14 protein-coding genes and 1 riboswitch are annotated in these 16873 nt (G+C 66.1%); of the genes, 8 read left to right on the forward strand and 6 right to left on the reverse strand.

The annotated features are described in order from the left end of the window. The 5 genes from AB0333_RS16480 to AB0333_RS16500 form a co-directional block, all read left to right on the forward strand. A partial coding sequence (locus tag AB0333_RS16480; RefSeq protein WP_366219773.1) for an FkbM family methyltransferase occupies window positions 1–603 on the forward strand: 603 nt, incomplete at its 5' end. 545 nt (window positions 604–1148) lie between these two features. Beyond that, window positions 1149–3242, forward strand: coding sequence for a 3'-5' exonuclease (locus tag AB0333_RS16485; RefSeq protein WP_366219774.1), 2094 nt, complete (start codon window positions 1149–1151; stop codon window positions 3240–3242). 190 nt (window positions 3243–3432) lie between these two features. Further along, complete coding sequence (locus AB0333_RS16490; protein WP_366219775.1) at window positions 3433–3780, forward strand: hypothetical protein; 348 nt, start codon at window positions 3433–3435, stop codon at window positions 3778–3780. A gap of 4 nt (window positions 3781–3784) precedes the next feature. Next, window positions 3785–4390, forward strand: a complete 606-nt coding sequence (locus AB0333_RS16495) for a phosphatase PAP2 family protein (RefSeq protein ID WP_366219776.1) — start codon at window positions 3785–3787, stop codon at window positions 4388–4390. Between the two features lie 108 nt (window positions 4391–4498). Continuing rightward, window positions 4499–5905: an NAD(P)H-quinone dehydrogenase gene (locus AB0333_RS16500; protein ID WP_366219777.1), complete on the forward strand. Its 1407-nt coding sequence runs from the start codon at window positions 4499–4501 to the stop codon at window positions 5903–5905. Between the two features lie 92 nt (window positions 5906–5997). Here AB0333_RS16500 and AB0333_RS16505 read toward each other — a convergent pair whose 3' ends face one another. From AB0333_RS16505 to AB0333_RS16520, 4 genes are all read right to left on the reverse strand, one after another. Next, the gene (locus AB0333_RS16505; protein WP_366219778.1) at window positions 5998–7605 is read right to left on the reverse strand and encodes a peptide chain release factor 3; all 1608 of its coding nucleotides are present in this window, start codon (window positions 7603–7605) and stop codon (window positions 5998–6000) included. A 20-nt stretch (window positions 7606–7625) separates the two neighbouring features. After that, window positions 7626–8855 (reverse strand): MFS transporter, encoded by a 1230-nt coding sequence (locus tag AB0333_RS16510; protein ID WP_366219786.1) that lies wholly within the window; start codon window positions 8853–8855, stop codon window positions 7626–7628. A 141-nt stretch (window positions 8856–8996) separates the two neighbouring features. After that, window positions 8997–10523 (reverse strand): SulP family inorganic anion transporter, encoded by a 1527-nt coding sequence (locus AB0333_RS16515; protein ID WP_366219779.1) that lies wholly within the window; start codon window positions 10521–10523, stop codon window positions 8997–8999. Between the two features lie 190 nt (window positions 10524–10713). Next, a complete protein-coding gene (locus tag AB0333_RS16520) occupies window positions 10714–11100 on the reverse strand; it encodes a MerR family transcriptional regulator (RefSeq protein ID WP_366219780.1) in 387 nt (128 codons plus the stop codon). A 122-nt stretch (window positions 11101–11222) separates the two neighbouring features. On the opposite strand from AB0333_RS16520, the gene AB0333_RS16525 reads away from it, so the two are divergent. Next, entirely contained in the window at window positions 11223–11570 is a 348-nt protein-coding gene (locus AB0333_RS16525; RefSeq protein WP_366219781.1) for a hypothetical protein, read from the forward strand. 126 nt (window positions 11571–11696) lie between these two features. On the opposite strand, the gene AB0333_RS16530 is transcribed toward AB0333_RS16525, so the two are convergent. Next, window positions 11697–13124 (reverse strand): PLP-dependent aminotransferase family protein, encoded by a 1428-nt coding sequence (locus AB0333_RS16530; protein WP_366219782.1) that lies wholly within the window; start codon window positions 13122–13124, stop codon window positions 11697–11699. Between AB0333_RS16530 and AB0333_RS16535 the strand changes: the two genes are divergently transcribed. Further along, on the forward strand, window positions 13123–14046 hold the full coding sequence (locus tag AB0333_RS16535) for a DMT family transporter (RefSeq protein WP_366219783.1): 924 nt from the start codon (window positions 13123–13125) through the stop codon (window positions 14044–14046). The two genes, AB0333_RS16530 and AB0333_RS16535, sit on opposite strands and share 2 nt — an antisense overlap. Window positions 14047–14120: 74 nt before the next feature. Continuing rightward, window positions 14121–14651, forward strand: a complete 531-nt coding sequence (locus AB0333_RS16540) for a recombinase family protein (protein ID WP_366219784.1) — start codon at window positions 14121–14123, stop codon at window positions 14649–14651. Between the two features lie 177 nt (window positions 14652–14828). On the opposite strand, the gene thiC is transcribed toward AB0333_RS16540, so the two are convergent. Then, window positions 14829–16559, reverse strand: a complete 1731-nt coding sequence (gene thiC / locus AB0333_RS16545) for a phosphomethylpyrimidine synthase ThiC (protein WP_366219785.1) — start codon at window positions 16557–16559, stop codon at window positions 14829–14831. Then, a riboswitch (TPP riboswitch) is annotated at window positions 16557–16665 on the reverse strand. Its footprint overlaps the gene before it by 3 nt. Window positions 16666–16873 lie beyond the last annotated feature (208 nt).

Consider the following 16873-nt stretch of genomic DNA (forward strand, 5'->3'; position numbering starts at 1 on the left):
AGGTTGACTCGAAGGATCACACCGGTGGCCGCGTCCACGTCTGAAACGACATTGCCGACCACCTGTGCGTTACACCACTCTATGGGGCACTACTCCGGTCAGACGGGCATTTCGTTCTTAATTACGTACCAGTACCAAGCATGCTCATCGGTGGATCAAGGCTTAGTACTACCGGTGCGATTCGGGATTCCGATCCGCGGGCACGCGCACATTGGCCGGGACCGCGGCAACGGCCACTCCCGCATCGTGGGCTCGAGGCAACGGATGACCAGCGTGCATACGGTCGATTCCTGGTGTCACCTCCACGGAGTGGAGGAAGTTTCGTTTATCAAGGCCGATGTGGAGGGTTTCGAACCAGAGGTGCTTGAGGGTGCTGCCGCCACCATCGATCGATCTCGTCCTTCCATGTTGCTGGAAGTCGAGGACAGACACATCGGCCGGTACGGCCGGGATGCCAATCAGTTTGTCACTGACGTTCGCCGCCGGTGGCCGGACTATGCCATGTACACCTGGTGCGATGACTCATGGAAGCTCACCGACCGGGTGGATGTCGACAAGCGCAATTATCTCTTTGCCACCGATGCAGCCTTCAATCGGATCTAGACCGGGGCCCAACATGGGGAATCGAAGTGTATGGCGCTCTTGGGCCTCATTCGCGCTGATCTGCCCTGGCTCGCTGGGCTGCAGTGGCAGTTGGTGACGGCGGGCGAGTCCTAGATGCACGGGGGCTGCGCGAAGGATTCACCCGCCGCCAACGCAACCCTACTCTGACGTTATAGGAATGAAGAAAAACCCTCCGCGCACTCATCCATGACGGCCGCCGGATGCCGCTGAGCCACCGGACAGCAAGCCATCACCGCCCATGCCACGGCCCAACACCTCCGGAAATAGCAGAGAACACTGGAGATGCGGAAGTAGATTCTCCAAGCCGTCGGGTCAAGGATTTGCCACCCGAGTGATGCCTCGCCTGAACCGGAGCGGCGGCGTAGGCACGTGCCCGCACCCCTGGCTCCGAATAGCTCCGGCCGCCGTTGCCAACGATGCGCCGTCGAAAAAAAGAGCCGGCGTCCTGGCGGACCACATCGGCATCGCAGTCTTCTCTTACGTTAGAGTAGTTTTGTAGATGCGGTCCGAGGATGGGAGTTGAGTTGACTGGGATCACTGACCAGGACAAGGCGTTGGAGCGGTCTCGTTTGGCCGAGGTCATCGAGGCATTGACGCTGGCGAGGGAACGGTTGACGGCTTCGATCGAGCGGTCAGCGGCGTCCATCCAGGACAGCAAGGAACTGATCTGGGCGCATCAGCGGGATATGGACCATGCGGAGAAGGCCAACGTCCGGGTCGAAGTCGATGTCTCCGTGGGACTGGCCACGCAGTCGGTGGAAGCCCTGCGCCAGGTGGAGCGGTCGATCCGTTCCCCGTATTTCGGGCGTGTGGACTTCCGGCGCGAGACTGAGTCCTCGGCCGGAGAGCACTACATCGGGCTGCATAGCTTCCGGGATCCGGACACCCAACGGCTGTTGATTCATGACTGGCGGGCCCCGGTCTCGTCGTTGTACTACGACTTCGAGTCCGGCGAGGCGTATTTTCAGGCTCCGGAGGGGCTGGCCGAGGGTGAGATCACCGGCAAGCGGCAGTATCGAATCGAGGATGGCCAGCTGCAGTATCTACTGGAGAGCACGCTGAACATCGGCGACGACGTGCTGCAAGAGGAGCTGAGCCGGTCGGCGGACGACAAGATGAAGAACATCGTGGCGACCATCCAGCGCGAGCAGAACGCGGTGATCCGTAATGAGGACGCCCCGGTGCTGATCCTGCAGGGGGTGGCGGGGTCCGGGAAAACGTCGATCGCGCTGCACCGGGTCGCGTTCCTGCTGTACCGATTCAAGGACACCCTGTCCTCGGACGATGTGATGATCCTTTCGCCCAACCAGGTCTTCGGTGACTACATCAGTAACGTGCTGCCCGAGCTGGGCGAGGAGCAGGTCGCGGAAATTGACTTCGACGCGATCGCCCGCCGCTTCCTGGCCAAGGTGGCCGAGTACCAGAGCTTCAGCGAGCAGGTCACCACGCTGCTGGAAGCCCCAGACGAAGCGGTGACGGCACGAATCCGTTACAAGGCCGGCCCCGAGTTCATTACCCGGCTCGACGAGTGGATCACCGAACGGTCCCGGGAGCGCTTCACGCCGGCCCCGATCCGTCAGGCTGGCCATCAGTTGGAGGCGGAATGGGTCGCAGACCGGTTCGCGGCACTGGACTCGGTCCCGGTGTTCACCCGCCTGGAACGACTGGCCGAGGCGGCCGTGCACCGATTGAAGCCGGAGGTGAACCGACGGGACAAATGGAGGGGCTCGGACACCACCAGCGTGCGAAAGCAGGTGCGGGCAATGTTCGCCGATAAAGACGCCCTGACCATGTACAAGGCCTTCTACGACCACCCGGAGCGTCGGGAAATGTTCGCCCCCCTGGGGCGGAAGAAGATCGAGTACGCCGATGTGTTCCCCCTGGTCCACACCATGCTGCGCACACGCCGGCACGAGTCCCCGTATGGGCGGATCCGGCACCTACTGGTCGATGAGATGCAGGACTACACCGCAGTGCAGTACGCGGTGCTGCGGGAACTGTTCTCGTGCAAGATGACCATCCTGGGGGACGCGAACCAATCGGTGAACCCGTTCAGCTCCTCCTCGCTGGAGACCATCCACGGCATCTTCCCCCAGGCACATTGCCTGGAGCTGACCAAGAGCTACCGCTCAACCACCGAGATCACCGAGTTCGCCCAGCACATCCGCCGCAATGACAAGCTCGTCCCCATCGACCGCCCTGGAACCCCTCCGCAGGTTCTGGCCTGCCAGGACGCCCAGGACGAGACCGACCGGATCGCCGGCGTGGTCCGGGACTTCCAGGACAGCGGCCACCGCTCGATGGGAATCATTTGCAAGACCGTGGCCCAGGCCCACACCCTGCACCAGGCACTGGACCAGGCCGGGATCGAGGCCACGTTCCTGGACTACGGCAGCGCGGTGTTCGCCGCCGGGGTGGTCATCACCTCAGCGCACATCGCCAAGGGTCTGGAGTTCGACACGGTCATCGTCCCAGGCGTGGACGCGGGCAACTACGCCACGGAGGTGGACAAGAGCATGCTCTACGTGGCCTGCACCCGGGCTATGCACGAGTTGACCCTGACCCATCAGGGCACCCCATCCGGCTTCCTGACGTTCGCCGCCATCCCCGCCCACTGAGGTCCGGTGCCCCCGCCGGCAGAAGAAAACGGCGGGTGAATCCTGGAGGGGTTGGAGAGGCACCGCGCGACGGATTCACCCACCGCACCACTGACCCTACTCTGACGTTAGGGTAGGAAGGAAATCGGTGCCTCTGCCCCGGGGCCCGCCGGGGTAGACCATCAGCGTCAAGCCAACATGAGGAGAAGTGATGGACATGAACTGCCAGATCAAGGACTGTTCACAGGACCCCGGCGCCGAAAGCGTGGGCATGACGGGGCTGATGCTGTGCCCCGAACATGCCCGCTCGGTCGAAGCCGGGGAGCACTGGATGCGCGAACCGGACACCGGGACGGTACTGCTCGGGGACCAGGTGCCCCCGCTGGTGGTCGCGATCAGCGGCTCAGCTGTATCCGGAGACCCTGGCGGCATGGTGCTGCGCCTGACCACCGCAGCCACGCACGGGGCCTCGCACATCGAGGTGCTGCTCTCGGCCCAGGAGCTCGTCATGCTGGACGGGGTGCTGGAGCGGTACGTGCCGGCCGGCACCGAGATCTGAGGTGTTGGCCGGGCGGCAGACGCTCGACGAGCGGTGGTACCTGACCCTCACCGAGCTGCGGGCGGACACCGGGTGGTTGCACCCGGCGGCTGCCGTGTTCTCCTGGTGGGCCGGGCTGGCGGTGCTGGTGGTCTTGCTGGCGGTCGCCGCGGTTCGGACCCGAGAACGGCAGGCGGGACCAGCAGTGGCCACCGTCCTGGTCGCCGCGGCGGTGAGCGTAGCTGCGGTGACTATCAACTCCGTGCTACTGGCCCCTGCTATCGGACGGGATCGCCCCTGTGAGCGGTGGACGCAATGGAGTGCGCTGCTGGAATGCTCGACACATTCCATGCCTAGCGACCACAGCCTGGTCGCCGGCATCCTGGCCGCGGGACTGTGGGGGCTCAACCATCGTTTCGGACTTCTCGCCGCCGCCCTAGCCGGAGCGATCGCGTTCAGTCGCGTGTACGTGGGGCTGCACTACCCCTCGGACGTGATCATCGGCCTGGTCTTGGGGGCCGGACTGGGATGGTACGCAGTGCGAATGGCCCGACAACCGGTGGCATCCTGGCTAGCCCGGCAGCATCTGTTGGCTCGTACCCGCAGACCCCGGGCTGACGGGCCGCGGTGAGCCGCCCACAAGAGGGCCCACGGCCCCCCATGGATCACCGAACCACGATCTCCGCTACGCCCCCGGCACCGACCCGAACGAACCCGACCGGCATGAAAGAGAGCTTGTATGAGTCCTGTGACCATCACCCGTAAAACCTCCCGCCCGTCCCTGACGATCCTCGGTGGCGGCCCCGGCGGCTATGAGGCGGCCATGGTGGCCAGCAAGCAGGGCGCCGCGGTGACCGTCATCGAATCCCAGGGCATGGGCGGTTCGGCCGTGCTGACGGACGTGGTTCCCTCCAAGACCCTGATCGCCACCGCGGATTCCATGCGCCGGGCCGCGGGCGCCCCCGGGCTGGGTGTGGACGTGAGGGACCGGCCGGCCGTGGCGAACATGCCGGTGGTCAACCGGCGGTTGCTGGACTTGGCGGTGGAGCAGTCGCAGGACATCCAGCGCGCCCTGGAGCGGGCGGGGGGGCGGGTGATCATCGGGACCGGACGCCTGACGGGCCCCTCCACGGTCGAGGCCGTCACCGAGCACGGCACCGAGGTCATCGAGTCGGAGAACATCCTGCTCGCCACGGGGGCCCGGCCGCGCGAGCTGCCCACCGCCGTGCCGGACGGTGAGCGGATCTTCAACTGGACCCAGGTGTACTCCCTGACCGAGGTGCCGGAGCACATGATCGTGGTCGGTTCCGGTGTGACCGGCGCGGAGTTCGCCTCCGCCTACAACCAGCTCGGCGCCAGGGTCTCCTTGGTCTCTTCCCGGGATCGGGTGTTGCCGGGTGAGGACCCGGACGCGGCCGCGGTGCTGGAGGACGCGTTCACGGAGGACGGGGTGAACGTGGTCGGCAAGACCCGCGCCGAGTCGGTGGAACGCACCGAGAACGGCGTGCGCGTCCAGCTCTCCGGCGGGCGGGTGCTGGAGGGCAGCCACTGCCTGTTGGCCGTCGGCGGTATCCCGAACACTGCGGACCTGGGCCTGGCGGAGGCGGGGGTGGAGCTGACCGAGTCCGGGCACATCGCCGTGGACGGGGTCTCCCGCACCTCTGCGCCGGGCATCTACGCCGCAGGCGACTGCACCGGCGTCCTCGCCCTGGCCTCCGTGGCCGCCATGCAGGGGCGGGTGGCCGTGGCCCACCTGATGGGGGACGCGGTCAAGCCGTTCCAGCCGCATCTGGTGGCCTCGAACATCTTCACCTCCCCGGAGATCGCCACGGTGGGTGTCACCGAGGCCCAGGTGGCCTCCGGGAAGTACCAGGCGGACATCCTCAAACTGGACCTGGCCACCAACCCCCGGGCCAAGATGCAGAACGTCAGGCACGGCTTCGTGAAGATCTTCGCCCGCAAGGGCTCCGGCACCGTGATCGGCGGCGTGGTGGTGGCCCCGCGCGCCTCCGAGCTGATCTATCCGATCGCCCTGGCGGTGAACCGCAAACTGCACGTGGACGATCTGGCCAACACCTACACGGTCTACCCCTCGATCTCCGGGTCCATCTCCGAGGCGGCCCGCCGCCTCCACGTCTACCTCTGACCGATAGGCGACACTCCACACGCGGCATGAATCCTGCCGGGGTTCGTCCGCTCCGGCTGACTCCCCCGGCTTCACAGATGTTCAGGCGGCTTTCAGCCGCTGGCGCTTTCGTTGGGGAACAGGTCGGGGAATTGGTCCCGGGCGTGGCCGAGTTTCCACCGGTTGGCAAACAACGCAACGGTCTCGCCGTCGGGACGGTAGAGGATACGGATCCCGGGTACGGCGGATAACTTTTGCACACCGTGCGCCGGAATGGGGCGGGATCGGTCGTAGGGCAGGGGTGCGTCCAGGGCGACGTCGGCGCCGAACTCGCGGTGCAGTCGATCGGTCGCCACCTCGAACTGCAGGTCTCCGACCGCAGCCAGCACGGGCCCGCCGGGACTACCCTGCTCATCGCGTAGCACCTGGATGGCACCTTCGCTCTCGAGTTGGGCCAGGCCCTTGGCAAAGCCCTTGTGGCGGGCCGCGTCGCGGTTGCGCACCACCCGGAACCGTTCGGGATTGAACCGTGGCATCCCGGGGAAGATCACGGGCGGGCCGGCATGGATGGTGTCACCGACCCCCAGCCCAGTCGCGTTGACGATGCCGACCACGTCACCGGGCCAGGATGCGGTGGCGGCCTGACGTCCTCGGCCCACCAGGTGATGGGCGTATTTGGACAGCACGGGCCGTCCGCTCTGGGCGTGGCGCAGGTCCATGCCGCGTTCGAACCTCCCGGAGTTCACCCGCACGAACGCGACCTGGTCCCGGTGGGCTGGGTTCATCCCGGCCTGGATCTTGAATACATACCCGGAGAACCCGGAGTCCACCGCCCGAACTTGCCCGTCCACATCGGCTCTCCCGGCGGGGGCGGGGGCTTGGTGCAGCAGGAATTCCAGCAGCGCGTGCACCCCGAGGTTGCCGGCCGCAGCAGCAAACAATACCGGGGTCTGCGTCCCTGCCCGGAACGCTGTCCTGTCGAAGACCCCGTTGAGCTCGGCGGCGATCGAGGCACCCTCCACGGCGGATTGCCAGACCCCGGGATCCAAGTCTCCGTCCGTGGCGCCCTCACGATGTTCCTCGTGGGCGAGGTGTGCCCCGGAATCCACGGATTCGTGCCGGAGATAGGCTGAGTCGCCGGGCGTGAGCAATCCGTCGAAGCGCCCAGATTCCCCGACCGGCCAATTCACCGCCACGGGGACCCGGCCGGTGGCCTCCTGGACTGCGTCGAACAGCTCCAACGGCCCGTGCCCGGGACGGTCCCACTTGTTCACGACCGTCACCACCGGCAGTCCCAACCGACGGCACGCGTCGAAGAGTTTCCTGGTCTGTGTCTCCATGCCCTTGGCCGCATCCAACAGCATCACCGCGAAGTCCACCGCGGTGAGCACCCGGTAGGTGTCTTCGGAGAAGTCTGCGTGACCAGGGGTATCCAAGAGGTTGAAGACCGCATCCCCGTAGCCGAAGCGCAGGGCGGTGGAACTGATCGAGATGCCCCGCTCCTGTTCCAACTCGCCCCAGTCCGAGAGGCTTGCAGCTCGGCTGGCCTTGCCATGGGTCACTCCAGCCTCGTCCACCACGTGCGCATGCAGCGCCATCGCCTCCGTCAGAGTGGACTTGCCGGCATCCGGATGGGAGATCACGGCAAACGAGCGGCGGCGGGACGCCTCGGCGCACACCAGCGCCGGATCCACCTTGGAAGGAACTGTTACTGAAGCCACCCCCAGACTCTACCGTGACGTCACTGTATTGTTCGAGCGGTCGCGTGCGTCGGTCGCGGCGAGCGGACGAGTAGCGCGGCAACGCCAACAGCCAGTGGCAGTGCGGCGAGGATCAGTGCAGGGGTGGTGTAGTCACCGGACAGGTCGCGACCCAGGGACAGCAGCAGCGGTCCAAGCGCCGTGGCGGCCAACCCGACCGCGGTGGCCACGCCGCGGATCGTACCGATGTGGCGTGTTCCGAAGTAGTGCGCGAAGGCGGCAGCCTCGACCCCGCGCAGGCCACCTCCCGCGGCACCCAGGACCAGTCCATAGACGATGGCAGACCATCCCGGTTCGATGCCGGGGATGAGCAGTAGGGCCGCAGCCAGGGTGGCCATGGCGAAGACCACCCCGTACTTGGGTGGGATCCGGTCCACCAGCGACCCTGCGGCTAGGGTCGCCGCAATGCCGCTGAGAGTCTGGGGCAGGAAGTTCGCTGCAGCCTCCACCGGATCCAGCCCTTGACCGCCCAGAACGGAAATCTGATGGAAGGCCAGCGCGGTACTGAGCATCCCAGCGGCCACTAGCCCCAGTACCAGAATCCAGAACATTCCGGTCCTCATGGCCTGGGTCAGAGTCCAGTCCGCACCTAGCGCGGCGGTGCCATCCCGTTCATTCGAGTCGCGCGGGGTGACTGGCTCCCGTGGGTCGGGACGGTGACGGCGGGGTATCAGGGCTGCGGCCGGCAAGACAATGCACAAAACCGCGAGAGCTTCGAGCTGCCAGGTGGCGCGGATGCCCAGATCGTGCACGGATCCGGCCAGCAGGAGGGGGGCCAGGGAGATTCCGCCGGAGCCGGCGGCGGTGGCCAGCCCCAGAGCCAGGCCACGCCGGTGGGTGATCATCCGGGCCACCAGGGTGGTTGCTGCCAGTGACAGTGCGCCCTGGCCCATCATGCGGATACCAGTGAAGCCCACCGTGAGTCCCAGCGCCCCTTCGGCCAGGCTCAAGGCGAACAGGAAGCCCGCCAATCCCACCCCGATGCCGACCGTGAGCGCCCGCAGGTTCCAGCGGTCCATTGCCCGACCGATCAGCGGCAATACTGCCGCTCCGATCAGGGTGCCGATGAGGTAGCTGACGGAGATGGTCGTGCGGGTGAGGTCCCAGTCGGCGATGATCGGGTCGGTAAAGACCGACAGGCCCGCGGTTTGGCCCGGCGCGGTTGCGGCGGACAGTATCCCACCTAGGGCAACGATGGCTCCCCAGCTCAGAGCCCGCCGGAATCGGGATCTGGGCTCGGGCGGTGCCGTGTGCGTCGCGGACTCCTCAAGGTCAGTCGGGGGCTTCTGCCGGATGGACCGGTGTGGCGCGGCACGCCATGGACTGGCCTGCCGCACCGCGCCGGTGGTGGGTCAGTGTCCGGAGCCAAGCCGCCCGGACATCCGGTTGCGCATATCGTGGCTGGCCTGGTTCAACCCGACGATCTCCACCTCTTTGCCGTAGTGGTGATACTTCTCCTCGACCGAGTCCAGGGCGGCGATGGTGGACGCGTCCCAGAGGTGCGAGCCGGTCAGGTCGACGACGATCTTGTCCGGGTCCTCGGCGTATTCGAACTGGGTGTACAGGTCGTTGGAGGAGGCGAAGAACAGCTCCCCGTCGACGGTGTACCGGGCGGTGGCCTGATCGCCCTCGCCGTTGACGGTGCGCGTGACGGTGGCGAAGTGCGCGACCCGGCGGGCGAACATGATCATCGCGGTGACCACGCCCAGTCCGACGCCGATGGCCAGGTTGTGGGTGGCCACGGTGGCCACGACGGTCACGAGCATGACGGACGTCTCGGACTTGGGCATCATCTTCAGGGTCGAGGGGCGGATGCTGTGCCAGTCGAAGGTGGCGATGGACACGAAGATCATGACCGCGACCAGTGCGGCCATCGGAATCATCGCGACCACCTCACCCAGGGACACGGCTAGCACCAGCACGAAGACCCCGGCCAGGAAGGTCGAGATCCGGGTACGGGCCCCGGAGGCCTTGACGTTGATCATGGTCTGGCCGACCATCGCGCAACCGCCCATGCCGCCGAAGAAGCCGCTGATGATATTCGCGGCCCCCTGGCCCCAGGACTCACGGACCTTGTTGGAGCGGGTATCGGTGATGTCATCGACGAGCTTGGCGGTCATCAGTGACTCCAGCAGCCCCACCAAGGCCATGCCCAGGGCGAACGGGGCGATGATCTGGAAGGTCTCGAACGTCAGCGGGACGTTCGGGATGAACAGGGTCGGAAGGGATTCGGGCAGCTCGCCCTTGTCCCCGACGCTAGGAACGTTCAGGGCGAAGACCAGGGCCGCAGCCGTGACCACGACGATGGAGACCAGCGGGGCCGGGACCACAGTGGTGATCCGGGGCAGCAGGTAGATGATCGCCAGCCCGACCGCGGTGAGCGGGTACACCAGCCACGGCACTCCGATCAGGTCCGGCAGCTGGGAGGTGAAGATCAGGATGCCCAGCGCGTTAACGAAGCCGATCATCACCGAGCGCGGGATGAACCGCATGATCTTGGCGACCCCCAGCACCCCCAGTAGGACCTGGAAGACGCCGGCGAGGATGACCGCGGCGATGAAATAGTCCAGCCCGTGAGAGGACACCAGCGGTGCCACCACCAGGGCAGTGGCCGCGGTGGCCGCAGAGATCATGGCCGGCCGGCCGCCCAGAATGGCGGTGGTGACGGCCATGGTGAACGAGGCGAACAGACCGACCCGGGGATCGACCCCGGCGATCAGCGAGAACGCGATGGCCTCGGGAATCAGGGCCAGGGCGACGATCAGGCCGGCCAGCACCTCGGTCTTGAGGAATCGAGGCGATTTCAGGGTCCGCAACACCGACTGGCGCTGCTCGGGGGTCAGATCCGCCGGCGGGGCGGAATGGATCGTGGTGGACACAAAGGTCTCCCATCAGGTCGTGAACAAGAAGGACACCGGCCTGCGGAAGGCCTCCGCCACACAGAGGGCAGGGGCACCGGGTAACGGCCGGGAAGGGTTCCACGAAAACAATACCCTAACGTGAGGGTAGGTTTACCATCGGCAGGCAATCAGAGTCTGTGATGTTTACCACACGCCCATCCGCCTCTGGTTAGCTTTTGCCCAGCGCCGCCAGGGCGTCGATGAGCTCATCGGCCTGGCTAAGCTTTCGCGCCAGCTTCTCCCTGGCCTCTCGCGCCTGATCCAGGTACCGACCGGAGTCCTCGGCGGGAGAAGCACCCTCGAGCAAGGCAAGGATCTCCGCAGCATCCTCCAGACTGAATCCCAACGGGGTAATCCGTCGGACATGATTGAGTCGTTCCACGTCGTCCTCGGTGTACAACCGGAACCCGCCCTCGGTTCGAGCCGAGGGTGGCACCAAGCCGACTTGGTCGTAGTGACGGATAGTACGCAGGGACAGCTGCGTGCGTTCGGCGACCTCGCCGATCTGCATCGTGCCGACACTGGCACCCGTGACCTGGGCCTCATGCTGCTTCATCTACGTCCAACCTTCCTCTGGCACTGCGCCCCGGGGCGCAGGGACCCTAGTCTTCCAGACCGACCGGCCAAACACCCGCCGCCACTACAACTATACCGTCACGTTAGAGTAGGGTTTGGGGTGTGGACCATGAACAGCTCTCCTTCGACGGGCACCGCATCCCGCTGGCCGACCTCGCCGAGGCAACCGGCGTTCCCGCCGCAGCAATCTGCCGCTACATCGACCTGAACTTGCTCCCTGCGCACACTTCGCCCCGCGGCCAGCAGCTCATCGGAGCCGAGCGGGCCCAGACCGTCGTGGTCCTGCGAATCCTGGAACTACTGGACCAGGACCCCCAGCACATCAGGCCCATCATGGAACGCCGCGCCAAGAACGCGATCGAAGTGGACCGGGCGCTACGCGACCAGGTCCGCAAGCATGCCCCACACCCGGAGCTGTCTCCCCTGCTCCGCCAACTCCCGGATAGTTGATTCCGGCCCTGACCGTCGACATCATGCGCCCCCCGACTGCGTCATCACCATCCGCTTACGGAATGTGGGTTCCGAAGTCGGCGTCCGCATCATCTGCCCTGGACTCCAGACGGCGTTCGTCAGTGGTCAGATATCGCGCCGTTCAACCTGCGCGGTGGCTATTGCTCGTCCGATGACGCGTGCCGCGTCGGGGAATGCTCCGGGGTTGGGGCCGGAGTAGTTGAGGCGCAGATAGCGGCCTGGTGGTTCTGCTGGGAACCAGTCGTCTCCGGCGGCGATGGTGACGCCTTGAGCTTCGCAGTCGCGGGCGAGCTGGGTCAGGTCGGTGTCGTCGGCCAGGCGTAGCCAAAGGTTCAGGCCGCCGCGGGGTACCGCTTCGAGGTGTGCGGTCGGAGCGTGTTCGCGCACTGCCTCAATAAGGAGATCTCGGCGGGCGGCGAGCTGCCCGCGGAGCGAGCGGAGATGCGTGCGCCAGGCCGGTTGCGTGACCACATCGAGCGCGACCGCTTGCAGTGCCTGACTGACGTACATCGCCTGTGCTTGGGTATCGGCGAGGATGCGGTCACGCGCGGGTCCGCGCGCGATGAGCCCGGCCACCCGAACGGAGGGGGACACGCTCTTGGTGAGCGACCGCAAGTAGACGACGTGGCCGTTGTCGTCACGGGCGGCGACGGGTGCTGACTCGTTTGTGATGCCGAAGTCGTGCGCCCAGTCGTCTTCGATCAGGAACGCGCCTCGCTCCCTCACGATGTCGAGAACCTGCTCGGCGAGGTTGGCCGACCATTGCCCGCCGGTGGGGTTGGCGAAGTTCGGTTGCGCGTAGAACGCGCGTGCGCCGGTCTGTGCGAACGCGCGGTCGACCTCGTCCGGATCGGGGCCGTGGGGGCCGGCTGGGATCGGGATGAGCCGCACGCCGACTTGTGCGGCCGCGAGGATCGCACCCCAGTAGGTCGGTGACTCGATCAGCAGCGGCCGCCCCGCCCCGACCAAGGTGCGAAAGAGGGTGCTCAGCCCGCTTTGACTACCGGGCAGGATCACCACGTCACTTGCGGCCGGGGGTGTGAGTCCGGTGGCGGTGACAGTGCCGAGTTCGGTAGCGAACCACGACTGCAGCTCGGGCATCCCCGCGGTCGGCGGGCGGCTGACCGTCGCCTCGCCTCGTGCGGTGCGCGTGAACGCGGCCCGCACGAGGCGTTCGGGCAGCAGCTCCTTGTCCGGGTATCCGGAGTGCAGCGCGATCACGTCATTCGGCGTCGTGCGCAGCGCGGTCGATACAGGCGGTATCCGGTGCTGCGGCGAACCGAGTGCGGCGGTCTGCCACCCGTAATCGTTCGGCCGGGCCGCGCGGATCGCCCGCGCGAACGTGCCGACCCCTGGCCGCGACTCGATGACTCCCTGGACGATCAACGTTTGAAGCGCTTTCTGCACCGTCACCGGGCTTGCCGCGAACTGCGCGACGAGGGAGCGCGTGGACGGAAGCTGCGCACCAGCAGGAGCCGACGTCACCCACTCGCGCAGCGCTCCAACAATGCGGTCACTGCTACTATTGGACATGACAGTACATAATAGCGCTACTCTAATTCCTGCGACGCCGCTACCGAGGTCTCGAGCCGGCCTGTGGTGGGGACTACTCGGTGTCACCGCGTTCTCGTTCACCGTGCCGTTCACCCGCGTCGCGGTCGAGAACGGGCATATGACTCCGCTGTTCGTCGGTTCGGGCCGTGCGGTCATCGCGGCGCTGCTCGCGGCTGCTGCGCTGTGGCTGACCCGGCAGAAGCTCCCGCGAGGCAAGCAATGGGTACAGGTCGCTGTCGTGGCCGGAGGCGCGGTCGTCGGCTTCCCGCTGCTCACTTCGTTCGCGCTCACCACTGCCCCCGCGAGCCACGGGGCCGTCGTGATCGGCCTATTGCCGGCCGCGACCGCGGTAATGGCCGTGATCCGTGGCCACGAGCGGCCCGGACGGGCGTTCTGGGTCACCGCGGTGATGGGCGCGATGGCGGCCGTCGTGTTCGCCGCGATCCAAGGCGGCGGCCTCGCCGGGCTCCATTGGTCAGACCTGCTGTTGTTCGCCGCCGTCATCGTCTGCGCAATCGGCTACGCCGAGGGCGGCCTGCTCTCCCGCAAACTGGGGTCCTGGCAAACCATCTCCTGGGCGCTGGTACTGGCCTCCCCGCTGATGATCGTGCTCACCGGCATCGCCGTGGCGCAGCAACCACCGACAGGCACCCTGATCGAGTGGGGTGCGTTCGCCTACCTCGCTGTGGTCAGCATGTTCCTGGGCTTCTTCGCCTGGTATCGAGGCCTCGCGATCGGCCCGATGGCACAGGTCAGCCAGGTGCAGCTCACCCAGCCGGTGATGAGCATCTGCTGGGCCGGGCTGTTCCTCCACGAGTCCATCGGCTGGCCCACGGTCCTCGGTGGCATCGCCGTCATCGGCTGCGCACTCCTGGCCGTCAGGGCACGCAACCGCAACTGAACCGCGAACAAGACGCACGTCGACAGATCTGCCCCTGCCAAAAACGACCGCTATCCGGATCACCAGGTACGGCGATGATGGCTGTCGCCCTAAGGAGTCGGCTGCGCAGAACAGCAGCCGGCCGCACTGCGAGGTCGTCCCGTAAGAGGAAGGCGTTGCGGGACGGGGACACGCTGCTGGTGTGGAAGCTGGACCGGCTCGGGCGGGACCTGCGCCACCTGGTCAACATCGTCCATGACCTCACCGAGCGGGGCGTGGGCCTGAAGGTACTCACCGGTCAGGGCGCGGCGATCGACACCACCACCGCCTCGGGCAAGTTGGTGTTCGGGATCTTCGCCGCCCTGGCCGAGTTCGAACGCGAGCTGATCTCCGAACGCACCAAGGCCGGCCTGGCCTCGGCCCGGGCCAGGGGCCGCAAGGGCGGCCGGCCCTACAAGATGACCCCGGCGAAGATTCGCCTCGCGATGGCCTCGATGGGCAAGAAAGACACGAACGTCAGCGCGCTGTGCAAGGAGTTGGGTATCACCCGCCAGACGCTCTACCGCCACGTCTCACCCACCGGGGAACTGCGCTCCGACGGGGAAAAGCTGCTCACTGGACACTAGATGCTCTTCGGTGGCGGAAGACGTCGTGCGATTCAGCCGGCCAGACGTTTCCGCACACGGTGAATCTGCGGCGCCCCTGGACCGAACGGGCGGTGGCTCCAACGGCGCTATCGAACAGGTCTCCTAAGCCCAGGGACGGGTCAGGACCGGCCCTGAAGGGCCGGCCCTGACCGGCTCCTAGCTGCGGGGCAGGACCGGTTCCGGCAGGTAGACCTTCCCGCCGGATTCGCGGAATTCGGTGGACTTGGCCTCCATTCCTGCGATGGCTTCCTGTTCGGACATGCCCCCGAACTGGTCGCGGATGTCCTGGGAGAGCCGCATGGAGCAGAACTTTGGTCCGCACATGGAGCAGAAGTGCGCGGTCTTGGCCGGCTCGGCGGGCAGGGTCTCGTCGTGGAAGGACTCGGCCGTGGCCGGGTCCAGGGAGAGGGCGAACTGGTCGCGCCAGCGGAACTCGAAGCGTGCCTTGGACAGGGCATCATCGCGTTCGTGGGCTCCGGGGTGGCCTTTGGCGAGATCTGCCGCGTGGGCGGCGATCTTGTAGGTGATGACTCCGGTCTTCACGTCGTCCTTGTTCGGCAGCCCGAGGTGTTCCTTGGGCGTGACGTAGCAGAGCATGGCGGTGCCGTAGCGGGCGATCTCGGTGGCGCCGATGGCCGAGGTGATGTGGTCGTAGCCGGGCGCAATGTCGGTCACCAGCGGGCCGAGGGTGTAGAAGGGAGCGCCGTCGCAGAGCTCCTGCTGGCGTTCGACGTTTTCGCGGACGAGGTGGAAGGGGATGTGCCCGGGGCCTTCGACCATGACCTGCACGTCGTACTTCCAGGCGCGCTTGGTCAGTTCGGCCAGGGTGTCCAGTTCGGCGAACTGGGCGGCGTCGTTGGCATCAGCGATTGATCCCGGGCGCAGCCCGTCGCCCAGCGAGAAGGCGACGTCGTACTTGGCGAAGATCTCACAGAGCTCATCGAAGTGAGTGTAGAGGAAGCTCTCCTTGTGGTGGGCCAGGCACCAGCCGGCCATGATGGACCCGCCGCGGGACACGATGCCGGTCACTCGGTTCGCCGTCAACGGCACGTAGCGCAGCAGCACCCCGGCGTGGACGGTCATGTAATCCACCCCCTGCTCGCACTGCTCGATCACTGTATCCCGGTAAATCTCCCAGGTCAGGTCATTGGCCTCGCCGTTAACCTTCTCCAGCGCCTGGTAGATCGGCACGGTCCCGATCGGGACAGGCGAGTTGCGAATGATCCATTCACGGGTGGTGTGGATGTCATCCCCGGTGGAAAGGTCCATCACGGTGTCGGCGCCCCACTGGGCCGCCCACTGCAGCTTGTCCACTTCCTCGGCAATGGAACTTGTCACGGCAGAGTTGCCAATGTTGGCGTTGATTTTCACCAGGAAGGCCTTGCCGATAATCATCGGCTCGGATTCGGGGTGGTTGATGTTGTTCGGGATGATGGCCCGGCCAGCGGCCACTTCGCTGCGCACCAGCTCGACGTCACAGTTTTCCCGCACTGCCACGAACCGCATCTCGGGGGTGATGATGCCCTGACGGGCGTAGTGCATCTGCGTTACGGTCTTGCCGTCGAGGGCGCGGCGGGGCACCGGCTGCGCGCCCTTCCACTCCGCGGACGCCGCGCCCCGGCGCACGGCGGACTTACCGTCGTCAAGCAGGTTCCGTTCCCGGCCGCCGTAAGCCTCGGTGTCACCCCGGGACTCTATCCATCCGGACCGGAACGGCTCCAGGCCGACCACAGGATCACTTCCGGGCCCGGCCGTCCGATACGCCGTAAACGGTGGATTCTTCACCCCGTTCGGAGAGTCCTCCAATGCGATCTCCGTGACAGGGACGCTAATGCCGTGTTCCGGGTCGCGAGCATACGCGAGCAAATGTGAATTCATGGAGCTCATAACTGGTTTCCTACTTCCTTCGCCGGCATGACCCGGACAGGTTCAACGGTCGCGGACGGCATAAGTCCGATCTCAGCCCCTGCATAGGGCACCCGTGTGGATAAAAAAACCCTAGCACCCGGCGTGCCGGTACCACCGGTATGGATGATGACTGGTGTCCCCCTACGGCCCCCTCCTCGGAAGCAGGCCCTCCCAGCGACGCGGTGCATGAGGAATCACTGGCAGCTGACGAGCCCTGTCCGCAACTGCCGAGGCGGACGCACTCCCTGGGCCAACCAACAGCCCAGCGAACGAACAGCACCCCGGACTGGTGC

It is taken from the genome of Citricoccus sp. NPDC079358 (assembly GCF_040702545.1).
In the GTDB taxonomy this organism is placed as follows: Bacteria; Actinomycetota; Actinomycetes; order Actinomycetales; family Micrococcaceae; genus Citricoccus.